At 72.1% G+C, this 24047-nt stretch carries 25 protein-coding genes; 12 read left to right on the forward strand and 13 right to left on the reverse strand.

Features of this window, described 5'->3' with window-relative positions; all coding sequences use genetic code 11:
* Positions 1-20: 20 nt before the first annotated feature.
* The 4 genes from BM290_RS03425 to BM290_RS03440 form a co-directional block, all read right to left on the reverse strand.
* Positions 21-377: a VOC family protein gene (locus tag BM290_RS03425; RefSeq protein ID WP_093609752.1), complete on the reverse strand. Its 357-nt coding sequence runs from the start codon at positions 375-377 to the stop codon at positions 21-23.
* 114 nt (positions 378-491) lie between these two features.
* A complete protein-coding gene (locus tag BM290_RS50535; protein ID WP_177319558.1) occupies positions 492-1232 on the reverse strand; it encodes a CPBP family intramembrane glutamic endopeptidase in 741 nt (246 codons plus the stop codon).
* A gap of 78 nt (positions 1233-1310) precedes the next feature.
* Positions 1311-2324: a lysylphosphatidylglycerol synthase transmembrane domain-containing protein gene (locus BM290_RS03435; RefSeq protein WP_177319559.1), complete on the reverse strand. Its 1014-nt coding sequence runs from the start codon at positions 2322-2324 to the stop codon at positions 1311-1313.
* Between the two features lie 217 nt (positions 2325-2541).
* Positions 2542-3693, reverse strand: coding sequence for a HoxN/HupN/NixA family nickel/cobalt transporter (locus BM290_RS03440; protein WP_093609758.1), 1152 nt, complete (start codon positions 3691-3693; stop codon positions 2542-2544).
* A 170-nt stretch (positions 3694-3863) separates the two neighbouring features.
* On the opposite strand from BM290_RS03440, the gene BM290_RS03445 reads away from it, so the two are divergent.
* Positions 3864-5495, forward strand: coding sequence for a M28 family metallopeptidase (locus BM290_RS03445; protein WP_093609760.1), 1632 nt, complete (start codon positions 3864-3866; stop codon positions 5493-5495).
* 48 nt (positions 5496-5543) lie between these two features.
* On the opposite strand, the gene BM290_RS03450 is transcribed toward BM290_RS03445, so the two are convergent.
* Positions 5544-6248, reverse strand: coding sequence for a DivIVA domain-containing protein (locus BM290_RS03450; RefSeq protein ID WP_093609762.1), 705 nt, complete (start codon positions 6246-6248; stop codon positions 5544-5546).
* A 227-nt stretch (positions 6249-6475) separates the two neighbouring features.
* Between BM290_RS03450 and BM290_RS03455 the strand changes: the two genes are divergently transcribed.
* Positions 6476-6766: a hypothetical protein gene (locus tag BM290_RS03455; RefSeq protein WP_093609764.1), complete on the forward strand. Its 291-nt coding sequence runs from the start codon at positions 6476-6478 to the stop codon at positions 6764-6766.
* Here BM290_RS03455 and BM290_RS03460 read toward each other — a convergent pair.
* Both BM290_RS03460 and BM290_RS03465 read right to left on the reverse strand, forming a co-directional pair.
* The gene (locus BM290_RS03460) at positions 6763-7110 is read right to left on the reverse strand and encodes a hypothetical protein (protein ID WP_093609766.1); all 348 of its coding nucleotides are present in this window, start codon (positions 7108-7110) and stop codon (positions 6763-6765) included. The two genes, BM290_RS03455 and BM290_RS03460, sit on opposite strands and share 4 nt — an antisense overlap.
* Positions 7111-7132: 22 nt before the next feature.
* Entirely contained in the window at positions 7133-8284 is a 1152-nt protein-coding gene (locus tag BM290_RS03465) for an MFS transporter (RefSeq protein ID WP_177319560.1), read from the reverse strand.
* Between the two features lie 127 nt (positions 8285-8411).
* On the opposite strand from BM290_RS03465, the gene BM290_RS47065 reads away from it, so the two are divergent.
* Together BM290_RS47065 and BM290_RS03475 are read left to right on the forward strand one after the other, a co-directional pair.
* Entirely contained in the window at positions 8412-9272 is an 861-nt protein-coding gene (locus BM290_RS47065; RefSeq protein ID WP_143133599.1) for a hypothetical protein, read from the forward strand.
* 69 nt (positions 9273-9341) lie between these two features.
* Positions 9342-10061: a hypothetical protein gene (locus BM290_RS03475; RefSeq protein WP_093609772.1), complete on the forward strand. Its 720-nt coding sequence runs from the start codon at positions 9342-9344 to the stop codon at positions 10059-10061.
* Here the strand turns inward: BM290_RS03475 and BM290_RS03480 are convergent.
* Entirely contained in the window at positions 10042-10893 is an 852-nt protein-coding gene (locus BM290_RS03480) for an NADP-dependent oxidoreductase (RefSeq protein ID WP_093609774.1), read from the reverse strand. The genes BM290_RS03475 and BM290_RS03480 overlap by 20 nt on opposite strands.
* 75 nt (positions 10894-10968) lie before the next feature.
* Here BM290_RS03480 and BM290_RS03485 point away from each other — a divergent pair, with 75 nt between their 5' ends.
* Positions 10969-11931 (forward strand): AraC family transcriptional regulator, encoded by a 963-nt coding sequence (locus BM290_RS03485; RefSeq protein ID WP_093609776.1) that lies wholly within the window; start codon positions 10969-10971, stop codon positions 11929-11931.
* Here the strand turns inward: BM290_RS03485 and BM290_RS03490 are convergent.
* Positions 11852-12211 carry a cupin domain-containing protein gene (locus BM290_RS03490; protein WP_093609778.1) on the reverse strand — a complete coding sequence of 120 codons (360 nt, stop codon included), beginning with the start codon at positions 12209-12211 and terminating at the stop codon, positions 11852-11854. The genes BM290_RS03485 and BM290_RS03490 overlap by 80 nt on opposite strands.
* A gap of 65 nt (positions 12212-12276) precedes the next feature.
* On the opposite strand from BM290_RS03490, the gene BM290_RS03495 reads away from it, so the two are divergent.
* The gene (locus tag BM290_RS03495; RefSeq protein ID WP_093609780.1) at positions 12277-12903 is read left to right on the forward strand and encodes a TetR/AcrR family transcriptional regulator; all 627 of its coding nucleotides are present in this window, start codon (positions 12277-12279) and stop codon (positions 12901-12903) included.
* Here the strand turns inward: BM290_RS03495 and BM290_RS03500 are convergent.
* The 4 genes from BM290_RS03500 to BM290_RS03515 form a co-directional block, all read right to left on the reverse strand.
* Entirely contained in the window at positions 12888-14249 is a 1362-nt protein-coding gene (locus tag BM290_RS03500) for a right-handed parallel beta-helix repeat-containing protein (RefSeq protein ID WP_143133600.1), read from the reverse strand. The genes BM290_RS03495 and BM290_RS03500 overlap by 16 nt on opposite strands.
* Positions 14250-14321: 72 nt before the next feature.
* Positions 14322-16058, reverse strand: coding sequence for a putative bifunctional diguanylate cyclase/phosphodiesterase (locus tag BM290_RS03505; protein WP_093609784.1), 1737 nt, complete (start codon positions 16056-16058; stop codon positions 14322-14324).
* 11 nt (positions 16059-16069) lie between these two features.
* A complete protein-coding gene (locus BM290_RS03510; RefSeq protein ID WP_093609786.1) occupies positions 16070-17257 on the reverse strand; it encodes an FIST signal transduction protein in 1188 nt (395 codons plus the stop codon).
* Between the two features lie 49 nt (positions 17258-17306).
* Positions 17307-18029: a LysR substrate-binding domain-containing protein gene (locus BM290_RS03515; protein ID WP_093609956.1), complete on the reverse strand. Its 723-nt coding sequence runs from the start codon at positions 18027-18029 to the stop codon at positions 17307-17309.
* A gap of 74 nt (positions 18030-18103) precedes the next feature.
* Between BM290_RS03515 and BM290_RS50540 the strand changes: the two genes are divergently transcribed.
* From BM290_RS50540 to BM290_RS03540, 6 genes are all read left to right on the forward strand, one after another.
* Complete coding sequence (locus BM290_RS50540; RefSeq protein WP_275413095.1) at positions 18104-18232, forward strand: hypothetical protein; 129 nt, start codon at positions 18104-18106, stop codon at positions 18230-18232.
* A complete protein-coding gene (locus BM290_RS03520; RefSeq protein ID WP_093609788.1) occupies positions 18229-19641 on the forward strand; it encodes an NAD-dependent succinate-semialdehyde dehydrogenase in 1413 nt (470 codons plus the stop codon). The genes BM290_RS50540 and BM290_RS03520 overlap by 4 nt, the downstream gene beginning before the upstream one ends.
* 59 nt (positions 19642-19700) lie before the next feature.
* Positions 19701-20453: an SGNH/GDSL hydrolase family protein gene (locus BM290_RS03525; RefSeq protein WP_093609790.1), complete on the forward strand. Its 753-nt coding sequence runs from the start codon at positions 19701-19703 to the stop codon at positions 20451-20453.
* A gap of 97 nt (positions 20454-20550) precedes the next feature.
* Positions 20551-21417: a glycosyltransferase family 2 protein gene (locus BM290_RS03530; protein ID WP_177319561.1), complete on the forward strand. Its 867-nt coding sequence runs from the start codon at positions 20551-20553 to the stop codon at positions 21415-21417.
* Positions 21418-21490: 73 nt separating this feature from the next.
* Positions 21491-22840: an L-serine ammonia-lyase gene (locus tag BM290_RS03535; RefSeq protein ID WP_239143269.1), complete on the forward strand. Its 1350-nt coding sequence runs from the start codon at positions 21491-21493 to the stop codon at positions 22838-22840.
* Positions 22841-22928: 88 nt separating this feature from the next.
* Positions 22929-24032 carry a glycoside hydrolase family 43 protein gene (locus BM290_RS03540; protein ID WP_244903861.1) on the forward strand — a complete coding sequence of 368 codons (1104 nt, stop codon included), beginning with the start codon at positions 22929-22931 and terminating at the stop codon, positions 24030-24032.
* Positions 24033-24047: the final 15 nt, after the last annotated feature.

Raw genomic sequence — 24047 nt, forward strand, 5'->3', positions numbered from 1 at the left:
CGGGCCGGCGCCCACGACCGTCAGTTGAGGCAGAGGCAGAACGGGTGCCCGGCCGGGTCGAGGAACACCCGGAACGTGGTGCCCGGCTGGTGCGGGTGCCGGGTGGCGCCGAGCGCGACCACCGCGGCCTCGGCCGTGTCGAGGTCGTCGACGACCACGTCGAGGTGCATCTGCTGCGGCACCTCCTGCTCCGGCCAGGCCGGCGCCCGATAGTTCTCGACCCGCTGGAACGAGATGCACTGGCCGTAGTCGGCCTTGAGGTCGACCCAGTCCTCCGAGGGTTCGGCCTTCCAGTCGAGCATCTCGCCGTAGAACTTCGCGAGCGCGGCCGGGTCGGGACAGTCGAGGACGATGGTGGGGAAACGTGCGATAGCCATGCCGCCGATGCTAGGAACCATTCCGGACGATCCGGTTCCGGTTTCCGCTTCGATTTCTACTCCGGCGCGGCTGTTGCTACTGCGGCGCGGCTGCTGCTATTCCCGCGGCTGCTGCTACTCCGGCGCGGCTGCGCGAAGGCGGCGCGGCTCGGCGACCGGCACCGGCACCGGCGTCTCCACGACGACGGCCGGGATCTCCTCCTCGGCCCGCGCCTGCTCGGCGACCGCCGGCCGCGGCCGGATCAGCAGGAGAAACACCGTGTCCCAGAGGGTGTGCACGATGATCGGGAGCACCAGGCTCATCGAGCTCAGGTAGAGCATCGTGAAGATCAGCCCGAGCAGACCGATCGTGAACAGCGCTCGCCCGCCCTGGTAGACGTGCGCCGCGACGAACAGCGCCCAGCCCAGCACGGCCGCCACCCACAGCGGCAACCCGAGAAGCTCCGTCCCGGCCGCCAGCAGCAGCCCCCGATACAGGAACTCCTCACCGACCCCGAACGCGACCGCCGCCGCCCCGGCCAGCAGGCGCTCGCCGCCGGTGCGGGGCAGCAGCACGGTGGTCCCGGGAGACAACGGCCCCTTCCGCGACCGCAGGTAGACAGCGATCAGGAGGACCAGGATGTACGCCGTGTAGAGGTAGTCCGACCAGTTCCCCTCCGGAAGCCGCCAGCCCACGTCAGCGGCCGTCAGATCCGGGTGAACATCCACGGCGATCGAACCGACGGCGACGAGGACGGCGAGGTTGACGATGCTGTTCCGAAAGAACCGGGCGCGCTGCTCAGCCATCACCGCCAGGATCCGCTGCCGCCGCCACACCCCCACCACAGTGTTGACAAGCAGAAACGCAAAGATCATCACGATCAGCACAGAGCCGGCGGCCGTCATGACGCATCATGATGATCGATCACCCGCCCGAACGCCACCCGCCTCCCCTCACGCTGCCCGCGGCGCCCGTTGTCGTCGCGCCGCCCCGTTGGCGCCGCGCCGCTCATCGCCGTCGCGCCGCAACCGTAGCCATCCGATCAGGCCCAGCGGCAGCATCAGCCAGAACGAGACCAGCCGGTAGAGCAGCACCACCGCCGCCCCGGTCGCCTCGGGCAGCCCGGCCGCGGTGACCCCGGCCAGCATGCTCACCTCGATCAGCCCCACGCCACCGGGAGTGAGCGGCACCTGCCGCACCACCTGAACTGCCAGATAGATCAGCGCCAGCCGGCCCCACCCGATCTCCGCCCCACCGGCCGCAGCCGCCGCGGCCAGGCACACCATGTCGAGCAGCCAGTTGACGACGGCCGCGCGAAGGGCCCCGAGCCAGCTACGCCGCGGCAGGTCACGCACCCCGCGCGCGGCCACCCCGAGGGCCGGCCACCGCAGCGCGATCCGCCGGGCCAGGGAGGCGATCCGGTCCCGCTGACCCCGCACGATCAACCCCATCAGGGGTACGCCCAGAGCACCGCCCACCACCACAGGACCGAGGTGCCCGGGATTCGCCACGAGCCAGCCCGCCCCGTAGAGCAGCCCGAGCGCCGCCACCGACAGCAGCCCCGACACCGCCGTGACGATCGCCGCGACGGTTCCGCTCGCCCCGTGCCGCCGATAGATCCGGAACGCGAACGCCGCCGACACCGCCGACCCGGCCGGCAACGCCATGCTCATCGCCGATCGGCTGACCGTCAGCGCCACCGCCCGCCGATGCGGCAGGTCCACGCCGAGCCCGCCGAGAAGCCGCCGCTGCTGCAGAGCGAACGCCACCTGAGACACCAGAGCCGCCCCGACCGCGGCCATCGTCCACCACGGGTCGGCGGTGAGCAGGATGGCCCCGACCGTGCCCGGATCCGGCAGCCGCCCCCGCAACACCACCACGGCCACCACCGCGACCAGCGGAACCAGCCCCACCCGCAGCCACCGCCACCGGCCCGGCGACACCCCGCGAACGGCACTCCCCACCATCGACGTCACGCTGTTCAGCCTGCTCGCCGGCCCCCGTCCCGTCGTCCTCCCAGCGCGGGCACCCCGGATACCGCGGGCGCGGTACATCTCAGCCCACTCTCAGCCCGCCCCACACGCGCCGCCACCACATCGGCTGGTCACCGGGACTGCCGCGCCACGCAGCAACAGCCCCGACAACCAGCCTCCGGAACGGCCCCCACCACCCCGGCCACGGGGTTCAGCGCAGGGGTGGGAGATGCAGTAGGCCGGTGGTCGTCACGACCAGGCCCAAGGCGGTCACCAGGGCCGCCGAGAGCAGGGGTAGGCGGGTGAGCAGTGGGCCTGCCGCGGATGGGGTGGCGGCCGTCATGCGGTCTCGGGCGGTCACCCGGGTCAGGGCCAGGGCCACCAGGACGGCGGCCAGGCCGGCGCCGAAGGAGATGATCATGATCAGACCCAGCGCGGTCCGGTTCAGGCCGGTGGCGAGGATCAGGACGCCGAGCGCCTCGGGGCACGGGATGATGCCGCCGGCGGCGCCCATCGCGATCAGCTCGCGCATGCGGGTCTTTGCCGGAGCCGCGTCGAGGACTCGCACGGTGTGGCCGTTGACGTGCTCCGAGTGGGCGTGGTGGCGCGGGTGTCCCCCGGCGTGACGACGCAGGCGGACCGGCGGGTGGTCCTGGTCATGGGAGTGCGGATGGGTGCTGTCGTTCCCGCGGGATCCGGCGCGCCGGCGGAAGGCGGTGGGGTGGTGACGGGGCAGGTCGGTCCAGCGGCGGCGCAGCAGGCGAGCGCCCAGGATCAGGACGATCAGGCCGGCGGCGGCCTGCCGGGCGGGGGCCAGGACGCCGGGGACCAGGTAGTGGCCGGCGGCCAGGACCGCGGCGCCGATCAGCAGGACCCAACCGGTGTGGGCGACGGTGATGACGCCGGCCAGGGTGAGCGCCTGCCGCGGTGTGCGCCGGGAACCGACCGGGCAGGTGGCGGGCATGGTCTTCCCGTGGCCCGGGGTCAGAGCGTGCAGGCCGCCGAGGACGGCGCACGCCCCGATCAGGAGCGGCAGCGCCCACGGGGACGACAGAGGTTCCCTCAGGGCGTCGAGCATGCTGTCACCCGTACCACCGCCGGACAGGACGAGCCGCACGCTGATCGCACGCCCGTTCTCACTGCGGGTGATGTCGCCCGGCCCTCGGCCGGCGGTCCGGTCCAGGACGACGTTCATCTGGACGCTCGTGGGCTGCCCCGGATCGTAGCTCTGGGTGACCTCGAATGCGCCGGCACCCGTCGGCATCGGTGCGGTGGCGAGCGAGACAGCGGGATACAGGAGGGCGCCCAGGGCGACGCCGCCGGCGATCGCACCGAGTGACCGGAAAAGACCAGAGAAGAGCACCTAACATAACGTAGTAACCGAAATGCCACTGAATGGCCGTACAACGGCGATGGCGTTCTTCAGAGTGACGCCACATATCACTTATGACAGACCGATTTCAGCCGGTGGCCATCGACGCCCGCCTTCTCTTACGGTGATGCGAGCTCCACATGGGACAGGAGAATCCGTAGATGAGTCACGACGACGTGGCGCCGACCCGGCGCCGTTCGATCCGTGCCCTGAGCGCGGCGGCGATCGCCACCGTGCTGACCGTCGCCCCGGCCACCGCCGCTTCAGCAGGCGGCCACGGGCACGGGCACGGGTACGACAAGTGCGCCAAACAGGTCAACGACACCTATGCCGAAGTCCTGAAATGCGTGACGGTGGACGGGGTGCTCAAGCACCTCAAGGAGTTCCAGCGGATCGCCGACCGGAGCACCGACCCGTATTACCCGGGTAGCCGCGCGGCCGGCACGAAGGGCTACGCGGACAGCGTCAGGTACGTGTCAGGTCTGCTGCGCAAGGCCGGCTACCGGGTGACGCTGGACCCGTTCGAGTTCCAGTTCGCGTTCCCGGCCGTGCTCGACCAGATCACCCCGGCGGCAGCGTCGTACGAGACCGGCGCCTTCACCAACAGCCCGGCCGGCGACGTCACCGGCAAGGTGATCCCGGTCGACATCAACCTGACCGGCGACCGGGCCTCCAGCAGCGCCTGCGAGGCCGCCGACTTCACCGGGCTGGACTTCAGCGGCCCCGCCGACATCGCCCTGATCCAGCGGGGCACCTGCAACTTCATCGTCAAGGCGCAGGCGGCCGAGGCGGCCGGCGCGGAGGCGGTGGTCCTGTTCAACCAGGGCAACGACCCGACCCGGGAGGCGCTGATCGTCGGCACGCTGGGTGACGACCCGGGCGTCACGATCCCGGTGGTGGGCGCCAGCTTCGCCGACGGCGCGGCCCTGGCGGCGGCGGGTTCGACGGCGCACGTGCGGGTCCTGCCGACCGAGACCCGCACCGACGTCAACGTGATCGCCGAGCTGCCCGGCAGGAACCGGAACAACGTGGTGATGGCCGGCTCGCATCTGGACAGCGTGACCGCGGGCCCGGGCATCAACGACAACGGCTCCGGTTCGGCCGCCATCCTGGAGACGGCGCTGACCCTGGCCCGGACGAAGCCGCAGAACACCCTCCGGTTCGCCTGGTGGGGCGCCGAGGAGGACGGTCTGCTCGGCTCGGCGGCGTACGTCGCAGAGCTGTCCCAGGCGGAGAAGGACCGGATCGCGCTCTACCTGAACTACGACATGGTCGGTTCGCCGAACTACATCTTCCAGGTGTACGACGCGGACCAGTCGTCGTTCCCGGCGCCGGTCGTGGTGCCGGAGGGCTCGACCGCGCTCGAGGACCTCTTCGAGTCGTATTACACGTGGAAGAAGCTGCCGTACGACGATGCCGAGTTCTCCGGCCGCAGCGACTACCAGGCGTTCATCGAGGCGGGCATCCCGTCCGGTGGCCTGTTCACCGGCGCCGAGGTGGTCAAGACCGAGCAGCAGGCCACGATCTGGGGCGGCACCGCCGGGGCGTCGTTCGACCCGAACTACCACGAGGCCGGTGACACCATCACCAACCTGGACCGCAAGGCCCTCGAAGTGAACAGCGACCTGATCGCGTTCGCGCAGCTCACCTTCGCCTACTCGACCGAGGCGGTGAACGGGGTGAAGGGCAAGCCGGTCCCCGGCAAGCCGATCCGGCTGCCCGCTCCGGCGGGTCCGCAGGGCACCTTCAACACCGGCGACGGCGGCCACGCGCCGCACCATCCGGAAGCCTGACGGCGGATGGCCCGCCCCGGAGACGGGGCGGGCCATCCGAAGGAACCGTCAGATGTCGCGGCCGCCCGGCTCGGGCGCCGCGGTCAGGTCCATCAGCTGCTGCTGGACGTGGTTGGTCAGCGCCTCCTGGTAGCTGGTGGCGAGCTGGCCCAGCCGCTCGATCTCGTCCAGCGCCGCGGCCCGCTTCTCGACCAGGCTGTCCATCGCCTCGGTGTGGTTGCGCCGGGCGTCCGACTCGATGGTCGCGGCCTTGATCTGGGCCTCGCTGACCAACTGGTCGGCCTTGCTCTGCGCGCCGGTGATCAGCGTCTCGGACTCGCGCTGCGCGTCACGCATGTGCTCGTCGGCGGTCCGCTGGGCCATCATCAGCACCCGCGAGTTGCGGTCGTCGTCGGCGGCGTTGAGCGCCGGCAGTGCCCCCGACGGCGCCTGGCTGCGGGCGCGCTGCAACTGGTCCTGCACGTTACGGGCGTTCTGCTCGGCCCGGGCCCGCGCCTCCTGCAGCCGCTCCAGCTGGGCGGCCAGGTCGGCGAACTCGTTGTTGAGGACCATCGTCGCGGCCGGGTTGCCGCCGCCACCGCCACCGCCGCGCTGGAGCTGGTCCTTGAGAGCGCCGTTCTCCTCCAGGAGCCGGGTCAGCTCGGACTCGACCTCGTCGAGGAAGGCGTCGACCTCCTCCTCGTCGTATCCACGCTTCCCGATCGGCGGCTTCTTGAACGCCACGTTGTGAATGTCTGCTGGAGTGAGCGGCATCGTGCTCCTCGGTTCCCTTGGTTGGGTCGTGCGGCCAGAAATCCTACGCAACGGCCCGGTGCCCCTGCCGTGGGCGTGATCTAGCGGGCCTCCTACCCACAAGAATCCGACCGAGACTACCGGCGCTCGCCGCGACGCGCACGCCCACGCCGTCCGCATCACACTCATTCGCGGGTTCTACCGTTCGCCGCACAGAGGGCGACCGGGCAGCGTAGATTCTGAAGGTCATGAAAGCGAGACGATTCGGCATCGCGCTACTGCTGGTCACAGCGGTTCTCAGCCCGGTCGCGCCGGCGCCCGCCCTCGCCGCGCCCGCCGACGGGCGCCAGTTCAAGCAGGGCTATCAGGACGGGTTCGACCGCGGCCTGGAGGCCGCCCGGACCGACTGTGCCAAGCCGGCCCGGGCGCAGACCTATGAGGCCAACGACTACACCCGCGGGTTCGACCTGGGCCTGGAGCGGGGCTTCGAGGCGGGCGCGAAGGAGTACTGCCCGCCCGCCTCGCGTCAGCGAACCTAGTGCCAGAAGACGGCCACCGCGGCGTTGACCGCGGTCAGCGTGATGATGCCGATGAAGTGGCCCTTGTTGACCTCGTCGCGCTTGCGCGGGATGAACACCATGATGAAGATCAGCACGGCGAAGAGCAGTTTCACACCGAGCTTGATCGGGTCCGGCTCGTGGTCGCCGCCGCCACGCAGCGGCGCCGACAGGGCGATGCCACTGGCGAGCTGGATGATCGAGCCCCAGAGGATCGCCGGGTTGATCCGGAACTTCCCGGACACGAACTGAGTGACGGCGCCGCCGAGCAGCAGGGCGAAACCGACCAGATGAATGAAGAGAAGAATCAGCCGCAATGCTTCCACCTGCCGAAGCTTGCCAGGGCGATCACCTGCGGATGACCTCGGGGGTACGCCCGGTGAGCAGCGGTTCGGCCAGGAAGAGGGCGAGCGCGGCCAGGGCGAGCAGTCCCCCGGCGAGGGTGGTGACCCGTGCGCCCTGGCTGTCGAGGACCGCCGCGCCGAGCAGCGACCCGGCCGCGATGCCGACGTTGAAGGCCACCGAGTTGCCGGCCGACGCCATGTCGGTGCCGCCCGGCGCCACTTCGAGGACCCGGTTCTGCAGGGCCGGGGTGAGCGCGCCGATCGCGAACCCGGTGACCGCCAGCAGGACCACGGTGGCGGCCCGGTCGTCGACGGCCAGGTACATGCCGATCAGGGCGGCGGCGAGCACGGCCACCGCGCCGGCCACCGAGCCGCGCTGCCACCGGTCGGCGGCCCACCCGCCGGCCGCGATGCCGCCGAAGTCGGCGATCCCCCGCGCGAGCAGCAGCGGGGCCAGGGCGGCGGCCGCGAAACCGGCCGCCTGTGTCAGGAACACCTCGGTGTACGTGAACGCCGTGTACAGCCCGGCGACCGACAGCGTGGTCACGGCGACGAGGATCGCGTACCGGCGGCGGTCGGGGCTGGTGCCGGTCGCCGCGTGGGTGGCCCCGACCTCGACGTCCGGCATGCCCACGATCAGGGCGGCCAGCGCGGCCAGTGACGGCACGGCCAGGGCGAGGAACGCGGCCCGCCAGCCGAACTGCTGGCCGATCCAGGTGCCGGCCGGCACGCCCAGCATCGGGCCGAGCGACGCGCCGGCGAAGACCACGGCGCTGACCCGGCCCCGGACCGAGACGTCGAACATGGCGGCCACCACCGGGGCGACGACGGCCCAGAAGATCGCCTGGGAGAGGGCGGCCAGCAGGCGGGCCGCGAGCAGGACGCCGTAGGAGAAGGCGAGGGCGGAGAGCAGGTTGCCCAGCACCAGAACGGCCAGCAGGACGATCATCAGGCGGCGCCGGGGGACGTTCCGGGTGGCGAACGTCAGGGGGATGGTGATCACGGCGACGGTCACGGCGTACCCACTGATCAGAAGACCGGCCGCCGGTGGTGAGACGCCGAGGTCTCCCGCGATGAGCGTCAGGATGCCGATGGGCATCGTCTCGGTGGCGACGTAACAGAACGCGGCCGCGGCGAGCGCCAGGAGATTCCCCACCCGGCCACCGTATTTTCGCTGCTCAATACTGTGAAGCGATAATCGTCGACGTCTGATCGACAGATCCGCACGCAGGCCGTATGTTAGTCGGCGTTCTCGGGGTTCGGACGAGGTGGGGGTCGCCGCGGTGCAGGCAGAGGACGGCACGGATCGCGGCGCCATCACCGGGCGGCACCGCGCCGGGCACCGCTGGTGGCGTCTGGCCGCGGCGGCCGCCGTCGTCGTGGTCGCCGCGGTGACCACGGCGCAGATCGCCGGCGCCGGCGACCCGGTGGCCGCCCCGGAGCCGGAGCTGCCGCTGTGGACCGGAGCGCCCTGGACGCCGCCGCAGAACCCGCCGGTGTCGATCGCCCCGCTGCCCTCCCCCGCACCGTCGAAGATCCCGTCGATCCCGGTCGCCGGCCAGGACCCGCCGGCGTCGGCGACCCCGCCCCGCTCCCCCGCCGAGCCGGTGACGCCGACGGTGTCCGTCACCGCGGCGCCCGTCCCCGCGGTGGTCGACCTGAGCGCCGAGGGCCGCCGGGACTGGGCGCACTGGGGCCTGACCGACGCCACGTCGCTGAACCGTCGTCGCGGCGCCGGCGTCATCGAGGACCTGGGCGGCACGCCGCGGGGCCGCTACGACAACAACCCGCAGCGCTACACGTGGACCGGTGGCGGCCCGACCGGCGCGGTCACCGGCACGCCGACCGGTGTCTACAGCTGCGGGCAGGGCGCGACCATGAGCCTGCGGGCCCCGGCCGGGCCGGCCGTCCGTACGCTGCGGGTCTACGCCGGAGTGTGGATGGCCGCCGGCCGCCTGACGGTCAGCGTCCCGGGCGCCACCGCCACCCGGACGCTGGAGAACCGCGACGGCATCAGCACGAACCGCTTCGAGATCCGCTATCAGGCGGCCGCGGGCTCGACGGTGACCGTCACCTGGGCGGCCACCGCCTCCTACCACCCGACCTGCGGCAACATCGACCTTCAGGCCGCCACTCTCGCCTAGGGTCCCCTTGCCGGGCATGGATACGCTTCGTGGTCACGGGGTTACCGATGACGGTGACGGGAGGATCCGATGACACCTCGACCCTGTACCGACGGCACCCTGCGGCATCTGTCCGTCGATCTCGACTTCGGGCCCGGCGAGGACGGCGGCCTGACCGGCTACGCCCTCTGCTCCACGCCCGAGCGCAGGGTCTGGACCGAGGACCAGTCGGCCATCTGGATCGGGTACGACATGGGGCTTCGTAAGGACGACACCAACATCGACCGGCTGCCGCCGTGTGCCGAGTGCCTGCGGGTGGCCGAGCTGCTGGCCGACCCGGAGACGGCGCCGCACGTACAGCTGCAGCTGCGCCCGCCCCGGCCGACGACCGCCGCCGAGTTCGACGGCGACGGGATCCGCAACGTCCTGATCACCGATGTCTTCACCGGCGCGTTGCCGGGCCGGGCGGCCGCCGTGTATCTGCTGATCTTCACCGCGGTCCCGGACCGGCCCGGGTTCGGCGAGCTCGTCGAGATCATGGACCTGCCGTGGGACATGGGCGCCATCGTGCGCATGGGCCAGGTCGGCGACTGGGCGGCGGTGGTGGGGTTCGCGGCGTCCGCCGACGTGCCGGAGCGGGACCGAAGGCTGATCGCCCTGGCCGCGCGCCTCGCCGGTGAGGAACCGGTCGGCCCGGAGGCCGCCGCCGAGTTCGCCGGCGATCCGGAGGCCGCTCAGCGGGTGACCGACGCGCTCGACGCCGCCACCGGCCGCCGGGAGTACCGGAAGATCAACTGGCGCAGGCCGTAGGCAGGAGCAGCGTCTTCCCGGGCAGGCGGCCGCTCTCCGCCTCCTCGTGGACGGCGGCGAGATCGGCCAGGGGCCGCCGTCCGGCGATGTCGATGCGCAGCGCCCCGGCCGCGACCAGGTCCAGCATCGCGGCGAGATCGCCGGTGTCGTTGCGGACGATGAAATGCACCGCCCGGAAGTCCCCGCGCGGCAGCTGATCGGCGGGGGTGGTCACCGAGACCAGCACACCACCGGGCCGGAGCAGCGCGGTGTGCCGGGGCGCGGCCGGAACCAGATGCAGGACGGCGTCGACCGGCCCGGCCGGGGTGACGCCGCCCGACCGGGAGACGACGGTGACGTGCGCGCCCGCGTGCCGGGCCAGCTGCGCGGCGAACCGGCCGATCGCACCGGTCCCGTTGATCAGCACCCGCTGCCCGGCGGTCACCGCGGCGTGCTCGACGACGGCCTGCCAGGCGGTCAGCCCGGCGATCGGCAGGGCGGCCGCGGCGGCCAGGTCCACCCCGTCCGGGACGCGGACCAGCACATTCGCCGGGGCGATCGCGAAATCGGCGGCGGCGCCACCGTCGAGACGGCCGATCACCCGGTCCCCCGCGGCGAGCCCGCCGGTCGCGGTCGCGACGACGGTTCCGGCCACGTCGAGACCCATGGTGTACGGCAGATCGACCGGCACGATCGACCGCAGCAGGCCACGGCGCAGACCGGCTTCGGACGGGTTGAACGTGGTGGCCGCCACCCGGAGCAGGACCTCGCCGGGACCGGGCACGGGCCGCTCGATCTCGTCGTCGTGGATCATGGACGGTCCGCCGTACCCATGCATGCGCATCGCTCTCATGACACGCACAGTAAGCGGACCGCCCCGAGACGATGAATGCTTCAGAATCCTGATTTCCCATGCGATCGTCCTCGGATGGACGTGCTCAGTGACGTGCTCGCCGTGATGCGGACCGGGCGGCCGCGATCGGCGCTGGTGGCGTGGCAGGCGCCGTGGGCGCAGGAGTTCGCGCCGGTGCCCGGCTCGGCCGGATTCCACGTGATGCTGCGCGGCTCCGGGGTGCTGCTGCGCGACGGCGCCGAGCCGGTGCGGCTGGCCGAGGGCGACATCGTGTTCCGTGTCCACGGCGACGGGCACGCGCTCGCCGACGCCGCCGGGACCCGGCCGATCGCGCCGGCCTGCGACCCGGTCACCGCCGGGGATCCGCCGCGCCGGGCGGGCGCCGGTGACACGGTCACGCTGTGCGGGGCGTACGAGCTGGATCCGGCACTGACGCATCCGCTGATCCGGGACCTGCCCGACCTGGTCCACATCCGCTCCGGGCGGGAGCCTCGGCTGGCCGCCGTGGTCGATCACCTGGCGGCCGAGCTCACCGAGCCGGGGCCGGGCAGCGACGCCCTGGTCCCGGCGCTGCTCGACACGATGCTCGTGCACCTGTTGCGCACCTGCCTGGCCGGTGACCACCCGACCGGCTGGGCGGCAGCCCTGGCCGACCCGGTGACCGCCGCCGCGCTGCACGCCATGCACCGCGAGCCGGGCCGGGAGTGGACGGTCGCCGCCCTGGCAGCGGTGGGCGGGCTGTCGAGGGCGCCGTTCGCCCGCCGGTTCACCACCCTGCTGGGCCGGCCGCCGCTCACCTACCTCACCTGGTGGCGGATGACGGTGGCGGCGGGGCTGCTACGGCGTACCGACATGACGGTCGGCGCCGTCGCCGGACAGGTCGGGTACAGCTCCGAGTTCGCCTTCGCAGCCGCGTTCAAGCGCCGTTTCGGGGAGCCGCCGGGTCGTTACCGCCGGGTCAGGGCCGGGCGGGCGCCGGACCGAGCGGCGCCGGGCCGTCGCCGGCCGAGGCGGGACCCGGCTCCTTCAACTCGATGAAGATGCCGTGGGTGGCGGTGTCGCCGATGTTCTCCCCGGTGTGCTCCTGGGCGCCGAGCCAGCGGGCCTCGCCGGCGCCGAGGGCCAGCTCGACGCTGTGGCCGCCGGAGGAGACGCGCCGCCGGAAGGCGCTGAGCGTCACCATCACGCTGTCGGGGTGCCGGTGCGGCCGGGTGCGGTCGCCGGGCTCGTCCCGATACTCCAGGACGCGCACCCGCTCGTTCTCGAACATCACTCGGTAGAGGCCGGGGTTGGTGACGGCCGGGTCGTCGTGGCTCATCGTGCGCTCCTCCCGGAGGCTTCATGGGACTGCAGTCCCATATGGGACCACGGTACCATGATGGGATGCCGATGCCCTATGAGTCGACCGGTCGCACGGCACAGAAGTCACGCACCAGGGAGGCGCTCGTCACCGCGACCCGCGAGCTGCTCGCGGCCGGGCAGACGCCCAAGGTGGAGGATGCCGCCGAGCGGGCCGGCATCTCGCGGACCACCGCCTACCGCTACTTTCCGAACCAGCGCAGCCTTCTGCTGGCCGCCCACCCGGCCATCTCGCCGGACTCGCTGCTGCCCGCCGACGCGCCGGCCGACCCCGGGGCCCGCCTCGACGCGGTGATGGCCGCCTTCACCGACTACAACTTCACCTGGGAGCCCCAGCTCCGGGCCTCCCTGCACCTGTCCCTGCAGCCCGGCACGGACCGGCCGGTGCTGCGCCAGGGCCGGGCCGTCGGCTGGATCGCCGACGCGCTGGAGCCGCTGCGCGAGTCGCACCCGGGGCTCGACATCCGCGCGCTGGCGGTGGCGATCCGGTCCGCCACCGGCATCGAGACCCTGATCTGGCTGCTCGACGTGGCCGGTTACACCCGCGAGCAGGCGGCCCGGGTGGTCACGTCGACCGCCCGGGCCCTGCTGACGGCCGCGCTGACCGGACCGGACCGGTCAGCCGGCCGGGCCGGTCAGGCGATCGACTGATAGACGGGGACGAAGCCGAGGCTGGCGCCGGAGGCGGAGAACACCTCGATCTTGCTGACCACCTTGCCGGGCGTGGCTGCCGCAACCGCGTTGCCGACACCGAGGCCCTTGGTCGCGAGCAGCCGCCCGCCGACGGTGAACTCGCCGGCCGCGCTGCGGTAGAGCAGGGCCACCGAGGCCGGCGCCTGGTACGGCGTGCCCGCCACCACCTCGTTTGCCGCCACTGTCACGTCGGTGGCGTCGCCGATCACGTAGACCGCGGGGAAGGTGGGGTGGGCCTGGGTCGCGTGGTTGCCGACGACCGAGACGTGCGAGCTGCCGACGTTGACCGCGATCAGGCTGGCGGCACGGGCCGCCGAGGTGTTCGCGAGGCGGTTGCCGACGACGCTGACGTCCCGGGCCCGGACCAGGTTGATCTGGCCCTTGCAGTCGACCACGGTGTTGCCGCTCACGGTCACGCCGACCGCGACCCGGCTGCCGCCGTCGACCTCGATGCCGCGCAGCTGGCAGCCGGTCACCGTGTTGGCCGAGACGACCAGGTTGGTGCAGTCCTGGGTGTAGACGCCCGCCTGGCCGCACTCGGTGATCGTGTTGCCGGTGACGGTGGTCCGGTCCGAGCCGGTGAGCACGTTGATGCCGTCGTAGTAGTCCGACGGGGCGCTCCACACGCCGCCCTTCGCCGCCGCCTCCGCGGTGGACGGCCAGTACATCGCCACGTGGTTGCCGATGATCCGGACGTCGTGCCCGTTGGTGGAGATGCCGAACCTGGTCCCGACGGCGGTGCAGTTGATGATGGCGATGTCGGTGGAGGCGCCCGGGGTGGTGTCGAAGACGCCGAGGCCGGTCCACTTGACGCCGTACACCGACACGCCGTTCAGCGTGCCGCGGCTGCTGCGGGCGATGCTGACACCGTTGTACGGCTGCGTGCGCTCGTTGTCGACAACGGTCAGCCCGGACACCTCGAACCGCTCGCTGTCGGTGATCTTGAGGACCGCGCTGGCGCCCGGCGTGGTGGCCGCCGCCCCGGTCAGCGTGAGCGTCGCCCCGTGCCCGCTGATGACCGCGTCGTTGAGCCCGCTGACCAGGATCTCCCGGTTCACCACGTACTCCCCGGGCGGCACCAGCACGCTGTGCACCGGTCGCATCGCGGTGGCCGCGTTGATCGCCGCCTGGATCGCCCCGGCGTCGTCGCGCTCCTGGCCCTGCGCGTCGCGGTAGTGGTCGAGGACCGAGACCCAGCCCTTGCCGCTCGCGGCCGCGGAAGCCGGCCCGGCCGCGACCGCGACCCCACCGGCGACCCCGGCGGCGACCACGCCCGCACGCAGCATGTTCCGCCTGTTGATCATCTCCATGAGACTCCCCCGTCGATCGAAGATCACGGAAACCTACCACCGTGGACCGGCGAGGGAGACCCGGCGTCAGGCGATCAGCGGCCCGGTGAAGGCGGCTGGGACGCTCTCCGGCTCGATCGGCCGGCACAGGTGGTATCCCTGGCCGTAGTCACAGCCCAGCCGGCGCATCGCCACGTGCTGCTCGGCCGTCTCGACGCCCTCGACGACGGTCCGCAGCTTCAGGGTGCGGGCCAGCTCGACGACGGTCCGGATGACGGCCAGGTCGGCGGTGGTGGGCTCGGCCCGGCTGATGAACGCACGGTCGATCTTCAATTCGTCGACCGGCAGCCGCTGCAGGTAGGACAGTGACGAGTAGCCGGTGCCGAAGTCGTCGATGGCCAGGCCGACCCCGAGGTCACGCAGGTCGGTGAGGCAGGCGACGGCGGTCCGCGGATCGCTCATCAGCACCGACTCGGTGAGCTCCAGGGTGACCGCACCGGCCGGCAGCCCGCAGTCGGCGAGGGTCCGTTCGACGGTGGCGGCGAAATGCGGGTCGACGAGCTCCCGCCCGGACACGTTGACGTTGAGGGTGAGCTCGGGGATGGTCGCCCGCCACCGCGCCGCCTGCTCGCCGGCGGTCCGGAGCACCCACCGGCCGATGTCGGCGATCATGCCGTTCTCCTCGGCGAGCGGCAGGAACCCGGCGGGCGGCACGTTGCCGGTACCCGGCCGCGACCAGCGGATCAGCGCCTCGACGCCGGTGGCCCGCCCGCTGTCGAGCCGGATCAGCGGCTGGTAGAGGAGCCGGAACCGGCCGGCGGTGAGCGCGTGCTGCAGGTCGGCGGTGAGGGTCAGCCGGGCCAGGGCCTCCGCGTGCATCGCCGGCTCGAAGACGACGACCTTGCCGGGCCCGTCCTTCTTCGCCCGGTACATCGCGACGTCGGCGTTGCCGAGCAGGTCGTCGGCGTCGAACCCGGCGGTCCCGGTGGCGATGCCGATGCTCGCGCCGATGAAGACGTCCCGGCCGGCGATCCGGAACGGCCGGCGCAACGCCTCGATGATCCGCCACGCGACCGGGCCGGCGGTGTCCGTGGCGGTGTCGTCGAGCAGCACCGCGAACTCGTCGCCGCCGATCCGGGCGCCCGTGTCGGCCGGCCGCAGGCAGTCGCGGAGCCGGGCCGCCACGTGGCCGAGCAGGTCGTCGCCGGCCCGGTGGCCGAGGCTGTCGTTGACCGCCTTGAACCGGTCCAGGTCGATGAAGAGGACACTGGTCGGCGCGGGCCGGCACAGTTTCTCGGCGAGGATCTCCAGGAACAGCACCCGGGTCGGCAGGCCGGTCAGCGAGTCGTGCCGGGCCTCCCGCAGCGACTGCACGAGGGCGAGACGTTCGGCGGACTCGCGCTCACGCTCCTCACGCAACCGGCGTTCCGCGGTGAGCAGGGCGATGTTCGACAGGGCCAGGCCCAGCGTCTGCGCCATGGCCTGCAGCAACTGCCGTTCCTCCGGGTCGAGCGGGTCCCCGGCACGGGCCACCATCAGCGATCCGCGCGGCTCGGCGCCGAACCGGGCCGACCAGATGTTGAGGTCATCGAGCCCGGGCAGCGACAGCAGGGCCTCCGGAGCCGCCGGCAGGGCCTCGTCGAGCAGGTCCCGGTCGACGCCGCGGGCCACCTCGACCCGGTCGCCGCGCAGGACCGCCCCGACCTCCGCCTCCAGCACCTCAGCGGCCCGTTCCACGGCGAGCGTGATCGCGGCGCGCTCGTCCCGGGACTCGCAGACCGCGGCGAAGAACTCGGTGAGCTGATGCGTTGACCAGTGGTTCACGTCGACCCCCTTCAGGACAGCGCGAGCGTGACCACGGTGAAATGGTGCATCCCCAGCGCGCCGCGGACCCGGGCGATCTCGCCGGTGCTGTAGAAGCCGCCGAACGGCACGTCCGGCATCGCCTTGACGAGGCCGGCGTTCTCCGCGGCCACACCGTCCTCGCCGATGGTCACCCGCCGGGCCGCACAGTCGAAGACGAGCGCCCCGAGCGCCGGACGGCCGGCGAGCGCCTGCACGGCCCGGTCGCCGGACTGCCCGGCCGCGTCGGTGAGCGAGCCGGGGTCGCTCTCCATCAGCCAGACCAGGCCGCCCTGCGGAACGTCGGCCAGGCAGAACAGCGACCGGTCGGCCCGATCCCCGTCGTGGATGACCCGGATGTCCTCGCCGCTGCGCCGGGACAGACCGAGCGGATGCAGGAACGCCGCGTGCCGGAACGCCTCGGTGTCGTCGAGGATCGACTCGTCGAGGCCGAGCCGCCGCAGGAAGACGTCCAGGGCCGGTTCGCCGTCCAGCTCGTGGACGCGGCCCTCCCGGCTGCTGGTCACGATCATCGCGTCGCCCCGCTTGCGCCAGCCGTGCGCGACGCCGACACCGAGCGGCACGTCCGAGCCGATGGCGACGCCGACGACCGCGTCGGAGAGGATCTCGACGCCGTCCCGGCCGCCGTGGAACTGGTAGGTGCGCACGTAGGTGAGGTGGTCGCCGGCGCAGCCGCCGACGAGCGGCACGACGGCGCCGGCCACCGAGAAGGCGCCGCGCACGACCTCGTGCTGGTTGCCGGTCAGCCCGTCGCAGAGCATCAGCAGCGCGCGGTGCGGCTGGTCGACGGCGCCGAGGCAGCTCGCGGCCTCCACCCCGGCGTCACGCAGGCGGTCCGAGACGTTTCTCGAGACATGCGTGCGTACGGTGAACCCGTCCCCGCCCCATGCGGTGACCGACACCCCGTCCCGGCTGACCGTACCGCCGCCGAGCTGCCCCGACGTCGTGCAGCCGACGATCACCGTGTCGGTGCCGGCCCGTTCCCGGATGCCGTCGAACAGCTCCGGCACGTGATAGCCGACGGAACAGAACACGAACACCACAGCGGGGGTACGCCCGTCGAGCGCCGCGGCGGCCGCCTCGGCTCCGGCCGCGGCCGGGTCGGCCAGGGTGCTGTGTCCCGAGCCGAACCAGCGGCTGTCCAGGTCAACGCGATCCATGCCGCGAGGAATCGGCACCCCGGGGCCGGACCTGAGACAGCTGGAAAGGTCAGGCGGCGGGGGCGTCGTAGCGGTCGCGGACGAAGCGGCCCAGCCGTGCGGCGAAGCCCTCGATGGTGGTGGCGGCCGCGTGGCGGGAGTCCCAGACCGCCCGCAACCGGATGGAGAGGTCGCGGCCGTCCGTCTCCACGGCCAGCGGGACCAGGCCGAAACGCGGGTCGTCGGAGGCGATGGCGATCCCGCGGCCGGCGGCGGCGAGGGCCTGGGCGACGGTGCCGTTGGCGGCCTCGATCCCCTCGTGCGGGAATCCCCGGACCGCCGATTCCCAGGCCTGGCGAGCGGTGAACGCCGGCGGCAGCAGGATCAGCGGCTCCGGGAGCAGCTCCGCGAGCCGCACCCGCTCCCGGCCGGCCCAGGGGTGATCAGCGGGAACGTACGCCCAGACCGGAAGCACCGCGAGCGGCATCGCGTGGAACGGTGCGGACGCCGGGATCGTCCCGACGGCCAGATCGGCGCCCTGCCGCAGGGTGTCCGCCGGCGACAGGCCGTCCGCGCCCAGCACGTCGGTGGTCGGATCGTCCGGCGCCAGCGTCGCGATGAACGGGGCGACCACGTCGGTGAGCGTCACCGTGGGCGCGCCGATGGTCAGCCGCTCCAGCCGGCGCAGCTGACGGGACAGGCCGGGCTGGGTGAGGTGCAGCCGGGTGGCAGCCCCGCTGACCGTGCCCGCTTCGGCGGTGGCCACGAAGTATCGCAGACGACGCAGCTCCATCATGCCTCCCAGGCATATTCAGGCTGCCACAACGGTAATGGACGGGCATGGCCGGCGGCCCGAGACTGGACGCCGTGAGCATCGAGCGACAGCGCCGGCCGGGCACCGCACTCCCCGGCCCGCGATCCCGGGAACTGATGGGCCGCAAGACGCCGGCGGTCGCCGGCGATGCCGCGGCGGCCGGGTTCGAGGAGATCCGATGACGTTTCCCGTGGTGGACCCCGCGACCCTGGTGGAGATCGCGACGGTCGAGGACATGGACGTCCCCGCCGCGCTGCGGGCCGTCGACGCGGCGGCGGGCGCTTTGCGGGCCTGGTCGACGACGCCGCCGCGGCGGCGTTCCGAGATCCTGCACCGGGCGTACGAGCTGATGATCCGGGACCGCGAGTTCCTGGCCGGGCTGATCAGCCGGGAGAACGGCAAGTCACTGTCCGACGCGGCCGGCGAGGTGACGTACGCGGCCGAGTTCTTCCGCTGGTTCGCCGAGGAGGCGGTACGGCCCGGCGGTGACTTCGGCGAGTCTCCGGCGGGCGGCGCCCGTACCCTCGTCACGCACCGCCCGGTCGGTGTCGCCGCGCTGGTCACGCCGTGGAACTTCCCGGCCGCGATGATCACTCGCAAGATCGGGCCGGCGCTCGCGGCGGGCTGCACGGCGGTGGTCAAGCCGGCCGCCGAGACCCCGCTGACCGCGCTGGCCGTGGCCGCGCTGCTCACCGAGGCGGGCCTGCCGGACGGGGTGATCACCGTGGTCACCACCACCGACGCGGCCGGCGTGGTCGGCGCGTGGCTCGACGACGAGCGGGTCCGGAAGATCTCGTTCACCGGCAGCACCGCTGTGGGCCGGGTGCTGCTGCGGCACGCCGCCGGCCGGGTCGTCAACTCGTCGATGGAGCTGGGCGGCAACGCGCCGTTCATCGTCGCCGGCGACGCCGATCTGGAGGCGGCCGTCGCCGGGGCGATGATCGCCAAGTTCCGCAACGGCGGGCAGGCGTGCACCGCGGCGAACCGCTTCTACGTGCACCGGTCGATCGCGACCGGGTTCACGGCCCGGTTCGGGGCGGCGGTGGAGAAGCTGACCGTCGGCCCGGCCGCCGGTGGGGCCACGATCGGGCCGCTGATCAGTGCCGCCGCGCTGCGCCGGGTGACCCGGACGGTGGACGAGGCGATCGCGGCCGGGGCGCGGATCAGCCATCGGGCGACGCTGCCGGACGCGCCCGGCCACTTCTACCCGCCGACGGTGCTGGTCGACGTGCCGGCCGACGCGGCCGTCCTGCGGGAGGAGATCTTCGGGCCGGTCGCGGCGATCACCACCTGGTCCGACGAGGACGAGCTGCTGGAGCTGGTCAACGACAGCGAGTACGGCCTGGCCGCGTACGTCTTCTCCGGCGATCTGGCCCGCGCGCTGCGCCTCGGCGAGGCCATCGACGCCGGCATGGTCGGCATCAACCGTGGCCTGGTCTCCGACCCGTCCGCACCGTTCGGCGGCGTCAAGCAGAGCGGCCTGGGCCGGGAGGGCGCCCGGGAGGGTCTGCGCGAGTTCCAGGAGACGCAATACCTGAGCGTGGACTGGCCCGCACAGCTTTCCCACAGCGGCGGCCTGTGGTCTTCGTGACGTAGGTCGCCGCCGCGATGGTTGGCTTTGCGACCGTTCGGTCGGATAGCGTCCCACGTATGACGCGGTACGTGGCGATCGGCGACAGTTTCACCGAGGGTCTGGGCGACACGCTGCCCGACGGCACCGAGCGCGGCTGGGCCGACCTGGTCGCCGCCGGCCTGTCCGAGATCGCCGGCGGTCCGGTGGAGTATGCGAATCTCGCCATCCGCGGCCGCCTGCTCGAGCCGATCGTCAACGACCAGCTCGAGGCCGCCCTCGCGCTCTCCCCGGCGCCCACCATGATCACCTTCAACGGCGGCGGCAACGACATGCTGCGCCGTGGTGTCTCGCTGGATCGTCTGGTCGAGCTGACCGAGCACGCCGTGCGGCGCTGCGCCGAGTCCGGGGTGCGCCTGGTCGTGCTCAGCGGCGCCGACCCGTCCGACCATCTGCCGTTCGGCAGCACGTTCCGGCAGCGCGGCGAGACCCTCACGGCCGCGGTGTCCGAGCTGCTCCCGCGTTACGACGTGACGTTCGTCGACTGTTTCCGTGACGTCGAGCTGCGCCGCCGGGTCTACTGGTCGTCCGACCGCCTGCACCTCAACGCCGCCGGCCACCGCCGGGTGGCCTCGCTGGTGCTGGGCGCGCTGGGCCACCCGGCGCCGCCGCACACCCTCGACCCGGGCCCGGCGCCCGCGTTCCACCTGCTCAACGAGGCCCGCTACTACGGCGAGCACGTGCTCCCGTGGATCAACCGGCGGCTGCGTGGCCGGTCCTCGGGTGACAACCGGGTCCCGAAGTTCGCGACCTGGACGCCGATCACCGCCTGACGCTCACCCCCGCGCCACCGACTCGTCGCCCAAGCTGCGTTGTCGTGTCCTCCATCGACGCGAAACCATGCACGCCAACGCGACAATCGGAGGACCGATGTCAGGGCTGCGCATTTCCGTGGTCATTCCCGCGTACAACGAAGAGACGATGATCGGCGCCTGCCTGGAGTCGGTGCTGACGCAGTCCCGGGCCGCCGACGAGGTGATCGTCGTCGACAACAACTCGACCGACCGTACGGCGGAGATCCTGCACGGTTTCCGGGGCCGGGTGATCGTGCTGGCCGAGGGGCGGCAGGGGGTCCAGCACGCCCGCAACCGGGGGCTGAACGCGGCGACCGGCGATGTGATCGTGCGCATCGACGCGGACACCCGGCTGCCGGCCGGGCATCTGGCCGCGGTGGAGGAGACGTTCCGCGACCCGTCGGTGGACGCGGCGACCGGCCCGGTCCGCTACTACGACGTGACGCTGCCGCGGGTGGCGGCGCGGGGTGACGCGATGATCCGTGGGCTGTGGACGGTGCCGAACGGCCGCCTCGACTGGGTCTTCGGGGCGAACATGGCGATCCGGCGGCCGATCTGGCACGCGGTGGCGGCCTCGCTCTGCGCCGACGAGCGCTTCCACGAGGACCTGGACCTGGGCATGCACCTGCGGGCCGGCGGCTACTCGGTGCGGTATGCCCGGACGCTGGTGGCGGGCACGTCGTCGCGCCGGGTGAAGGGCGACTTCACCGGCTTCCGGCATTACCTGCTGATGACCGAGCGGGGGTACGCGCAGCACATCGGCCGGGTGCGGCGGGGATCGTACGCCCGTGCCGTTCTGACCGCCCGTTTCCTGCTGGCGATGTATCCGATGATGCGCTGGCTGCACACCAGCCACCACCGCCGGCACGAACTGCCGATGGTGGCCGCCCGGAAGAACCCGATGTCGAGCGTCGGCGATCAGGGCATCGGGGCAGGTCGCTGAACCGAGGACACCCCCGCTCACGTAACAAACTCCGTCGGCTTCCCCCGACCGTCGGCGCACAAAGGAGTGCATCGTGAGCCCTGAGCAGCACATCTCCGTCTTCGACCTGTTCTCCGTCGGTATCGGCCCGTCCAGCTCACACACCGTGGGCCCGATGCGGGCGGCCCGCCTCTTCGCCGCACACCTGACCGGAAACGATCAGGTCACCATGGTCCGTGCCGAGATGTTCGGGTCGCTCGGGGCCACCGGGCACGGACACGGCACACCGAAGGCCGTGCTCCTCGGGCTCGAAGGCGACAACCCGGAGACGGTGGACGTGATCACCGCCGACGCGCGCGCCGCACGGATCCGGGCGGACGGCCGGCTGCGGCTGCTGCGCGAGCGCGAGGTGGACGTCGACCTGGTCCTGCACCGCCGCAGGACGCTGCCGGGGCACCCCAACGGGATGCTCTTCACGGCGCTGCGCGCCGACGGCACGGAGGTGGCACGCAAGACCTACTTCTCGGTCGGCGGCGGGTTCGTCGTCGACGATCGGGCCACGGGGGTACGGCCGGAGCAGACCACCGTCCCCTACACCTTCGGCACCGCCGCCGAGCTGCTGAAGCACACCGACGCCACCGGGCTGTCGATCTCCCGGCTGATGCTGGCGAACGAGGGCGCGCACCGTACCGAATCGGAGATCCGTGCCGGGCTGCTGGACATCTGGCAGGTGATGAGCGACTGCGTGGACGCCGGCCTGTATGCCGAGGGTGTGCTCCCGGGCGGCCTGCGGGTGCGCCGCCGGGCCGGGGCCACGGCCCGTCAGCTGCGGGTGGCCGGCGACCGGGCCGAGCTGGCGATGGAGTGGCTGACCGTCTACGCGATGGCGGTCAACGAGGAGAACGCGGCCGGCGGCCGGGTGGTGACCGCGCCCACCAACGGCGCGGCCGAGATCATCCCGGCGGTGCTGCGCTACTACCTGGACTTCGTGCCCGGCGCGGACAAGGAGGGTGTGGTCCGCTACCTGCTCACGGCCGGGGCGATCGGCATGCTCTGCAAGCGCAACGCCAGCATCTCCGGGGCCGAGGTGGGCTGTCAGGGTGAGGTCGGGTCGGCGTGCGCGATGGCCGCGGCCGGGCTGGCCGAGGTGCTCGGCGGCACCCCGGAACAGGTGGAGAACGCCGCCGAGATCGGCATGGAGCACAACCTCGGCCTGACCTGCGACCCGATCGGCGGGCTCGTGCAGATCCCGTGCATCGAACGCAACGGCATGGCCGCCGTCAAGGCCGTCACCGCCGCGAAGATGGCGCTGCGCGGCGACGGCCGCCACCACGTCTCCCTCGACAAGGTCATCAAGACCATGAAGGAGACCGGCGCCGACATGAAGGACAAGTACAAGGAGACGTCACGCGGCGGTCTCGCGGTGAACGTCATCGAGTGCTGAGGGTTTCCTCTGCTTGACAACAAAGTTACGGGCATCAACACTTCGAAACATTCCCCCCGTGCGTTAGCGCTAACAATCGGAGTTCTCGATGCCCCGAGTTTTCAGCCGCATCAGCGCGTTCCTGGCCGCCTTCGTCCTCCTCGTCGCCGGCCTGGCCGCCCCCGCCAGCGCCCTCGACCCGTTCACCGGCTACCTGATGGTCCACTTCATCGGCGAGTCGGCCCAGGGCGAGCAGATCTACCTCGCCCACAGCAAGGACGGCCGCAACTGGACCGACCTCAACGCCGGCGGCCCGGTGCTGCTGTCCACGGTCGGCACCAAGGGTGTCCGCGACCCCGCCATCGTCCGCTCCCCCGCCGGCGACAAGTACTGGATCATCGCCACCGACCTGCGGATCGCCAGTGGCACCTCGTGGGGCGACGCCTCCAGCAAGGGCAGCAAGAGCCTGGTCGTCTGGGAGTCCAGCGACCTGGTCAACTGGTCGGTGCCCCGGCTGATCAACGTGGCCGGCGGCATCTCCGGCGCCGGTGACGCGTGGGCGCCGGAGGCCATCTGGAACCCGGCCACCAACGACTACGTCATCTACTGGGCCACCAACTCGGCGCTCAACGGCGTCACCAAGCACCGCATCTGGTACGTCCGGACCAGCGACTTCCGTACCGTGACCGCCCCGCAGCTCTACATCGACCGGGGATCCGGCCAGGGCATCATCGACACCCAGATCATCGAGGTGGCGAACAGCCTGGGCGGCTACCGGTACTACCGGGCGTCGGCCGACGGGCAGATCACCGTCGAGGGCAGCAACACGATCCTCGGGACCTGGACGAGGATCGGCGACCTGCAGCACCTCGGCATCTCCAACGGCGCGACCGGCGGCAACGTGGTCGAGGGGCCGATGTGGGCGCAGACCAACGGGGCCAACGAGTGGCACCTCTGGGTCGACCAGTACGCCACCGGCCGGGGCTACATGCCGGTACGGTCCACCAACCTGGGCAGCACCGCGAACTTCGCGACCCGTACCGACTACAGCCTCGGCGCCACCAAGAAGCGGCACGGCTCGATCCTGAACCTGACCGCCGCCGAGGAGACCCGGGTGCTGGCCAAGTGGGGCGCTAGTGTGCTGCGCCGGAAATTCGGCTACAAAATCGGGCGAGTGATTCGAGGATCTCTTCGGCGGTCTTGGTCCAGATGAACGGTCGTGGATGGG

It is taken from the genome of Actinoplanes philippinensis (genome assembly GCF_900113015.1).
GTDB lineage: Bacteria > Actinomycetota > Actinomycetes > Mycobacteriales > Micromonosporaceae > Actinoplanes > Actinoplanes philippinensis.

Coding starts and splice junctions, on each gene's coding strand:
- BM290_RS03425 (WP_093609752.1), bottom strand. CDS start 377: ATGGCTATCGCACGTTTCCCCACCATCGTCCTCGACTGTCCCGACCCG.
- BM290_RS50535 (WP_177319558.1), bottom strand. CDS start 1,232: ATGATCTTTGCGTTTCTGCTTGTCAACACTGTGGTGGGGGTGTGGCGG.
- BM290_RS03435 (WP_177319559.1), bottom strand. CDS start 2,324: ATGGTGGGGAGTGCCGTTCGCGGGGTGTCGCCGGGCCGGTGGCGGTGG.
- BM290_RS03445 (WP_093609760.1), top strand. CDS start 3,864: ATGAGTCACGACGACGTGGCGCCGACCCGGCGCCGTTCGATCCGTGCC.
- BM290_RS03450 (WP_093609762.1), bottom strand. CDS start 6,248: ATGCCGCTCACTCCAGCAGACATTCACAACGTGGCGTTCAAGAAGCCG.
- BM290_RS03455 (WP_093609764.1), top strand. CDS start 6,476: ATGAAAGCGAGACGATTCGGCATCGCGCTACTGCTGGTCACAGCGGTT.
- BM290_RS03475 (WP_093609772.1), top strand. CDS start 9,342: ATGACACCTCGACCCTGTACCGACGGCACCCTGCGGCATCTGTCCGTC.
- BM290_RS03480 (WP_093609774.1), bottom strand. CDS start 10,893: ATGAGAGCGATGCGCATGCATGGGTACGGCGGACCGTCCATGATCCAC.
- BM290_RS03485 (WP_093609776.1), top strand. CDS start 10,969: ATGGACGTGCTCAGTGACGTGCTCGCCGTGATGCGGACCGGGCGGCCG.
- BM290_RS03490 (WP_093609778.1), bottom strand. CDS start 12,211: ATGAGCCACGACGACCCGGCCGTCACCAACCCCGGCCTCTACCGAGTG.
- BM290_RS03495 (WP_093609780.1), top strand. CDS start 12,277: ATGCCGATGCCCTATGAGTCGACCGGTCGCACGGCACAGAAGTCACGC.
- BM290_RS03500 (WP_143133600.1), bottom strand. CDS start 14,249: ATGATCAACAGGCGGAACATGCTGCGTGCGGGCGTGGTCGCCGCCGGG.
- BM290_RS03510 (WP_093609786.1), bottom strand. CDS start 17,257: ATGGATCGCGTTGACCTGGACAGCCGCTGGTTCGGCTCGGGACACAGC.
- BM290_RS03515 (WP_093609956.1), bottom strand. CDS start 18,029: ATGGAGCTGCGTCGTCTGCGATACTTCGTGGCCACCGCCGAAGCGGGC.
- BM290_RS03520 (WP_093609788.1), top strand. CDS start 18,229: ATGACGTTTCCCGTGGTGGACCCCGCGACCCTGGTGGAGATCGCGACG.
- BM290_RS03525 (WP_093609790.1), top strand. CDS start 19,701: ATGACGCGGTACGTGGCGATCGGCGACAGTTTCACCGAGGGTCTGGGC.
- BM290_RS03530 (WP_177319561.1), top strand. CDS start 20,551: ATGTCAGGGCTGCGCATTTCCGTGGTCATTCCCGCGTACAACGAAGAG.
- BM290_RS03540 (WP_244903861.1), top strand. CDS start 22,929: ATGCCCCGAGTTTTCAGCCGCATCAGCGCGTTCCTGGCCGCCTTCGTC.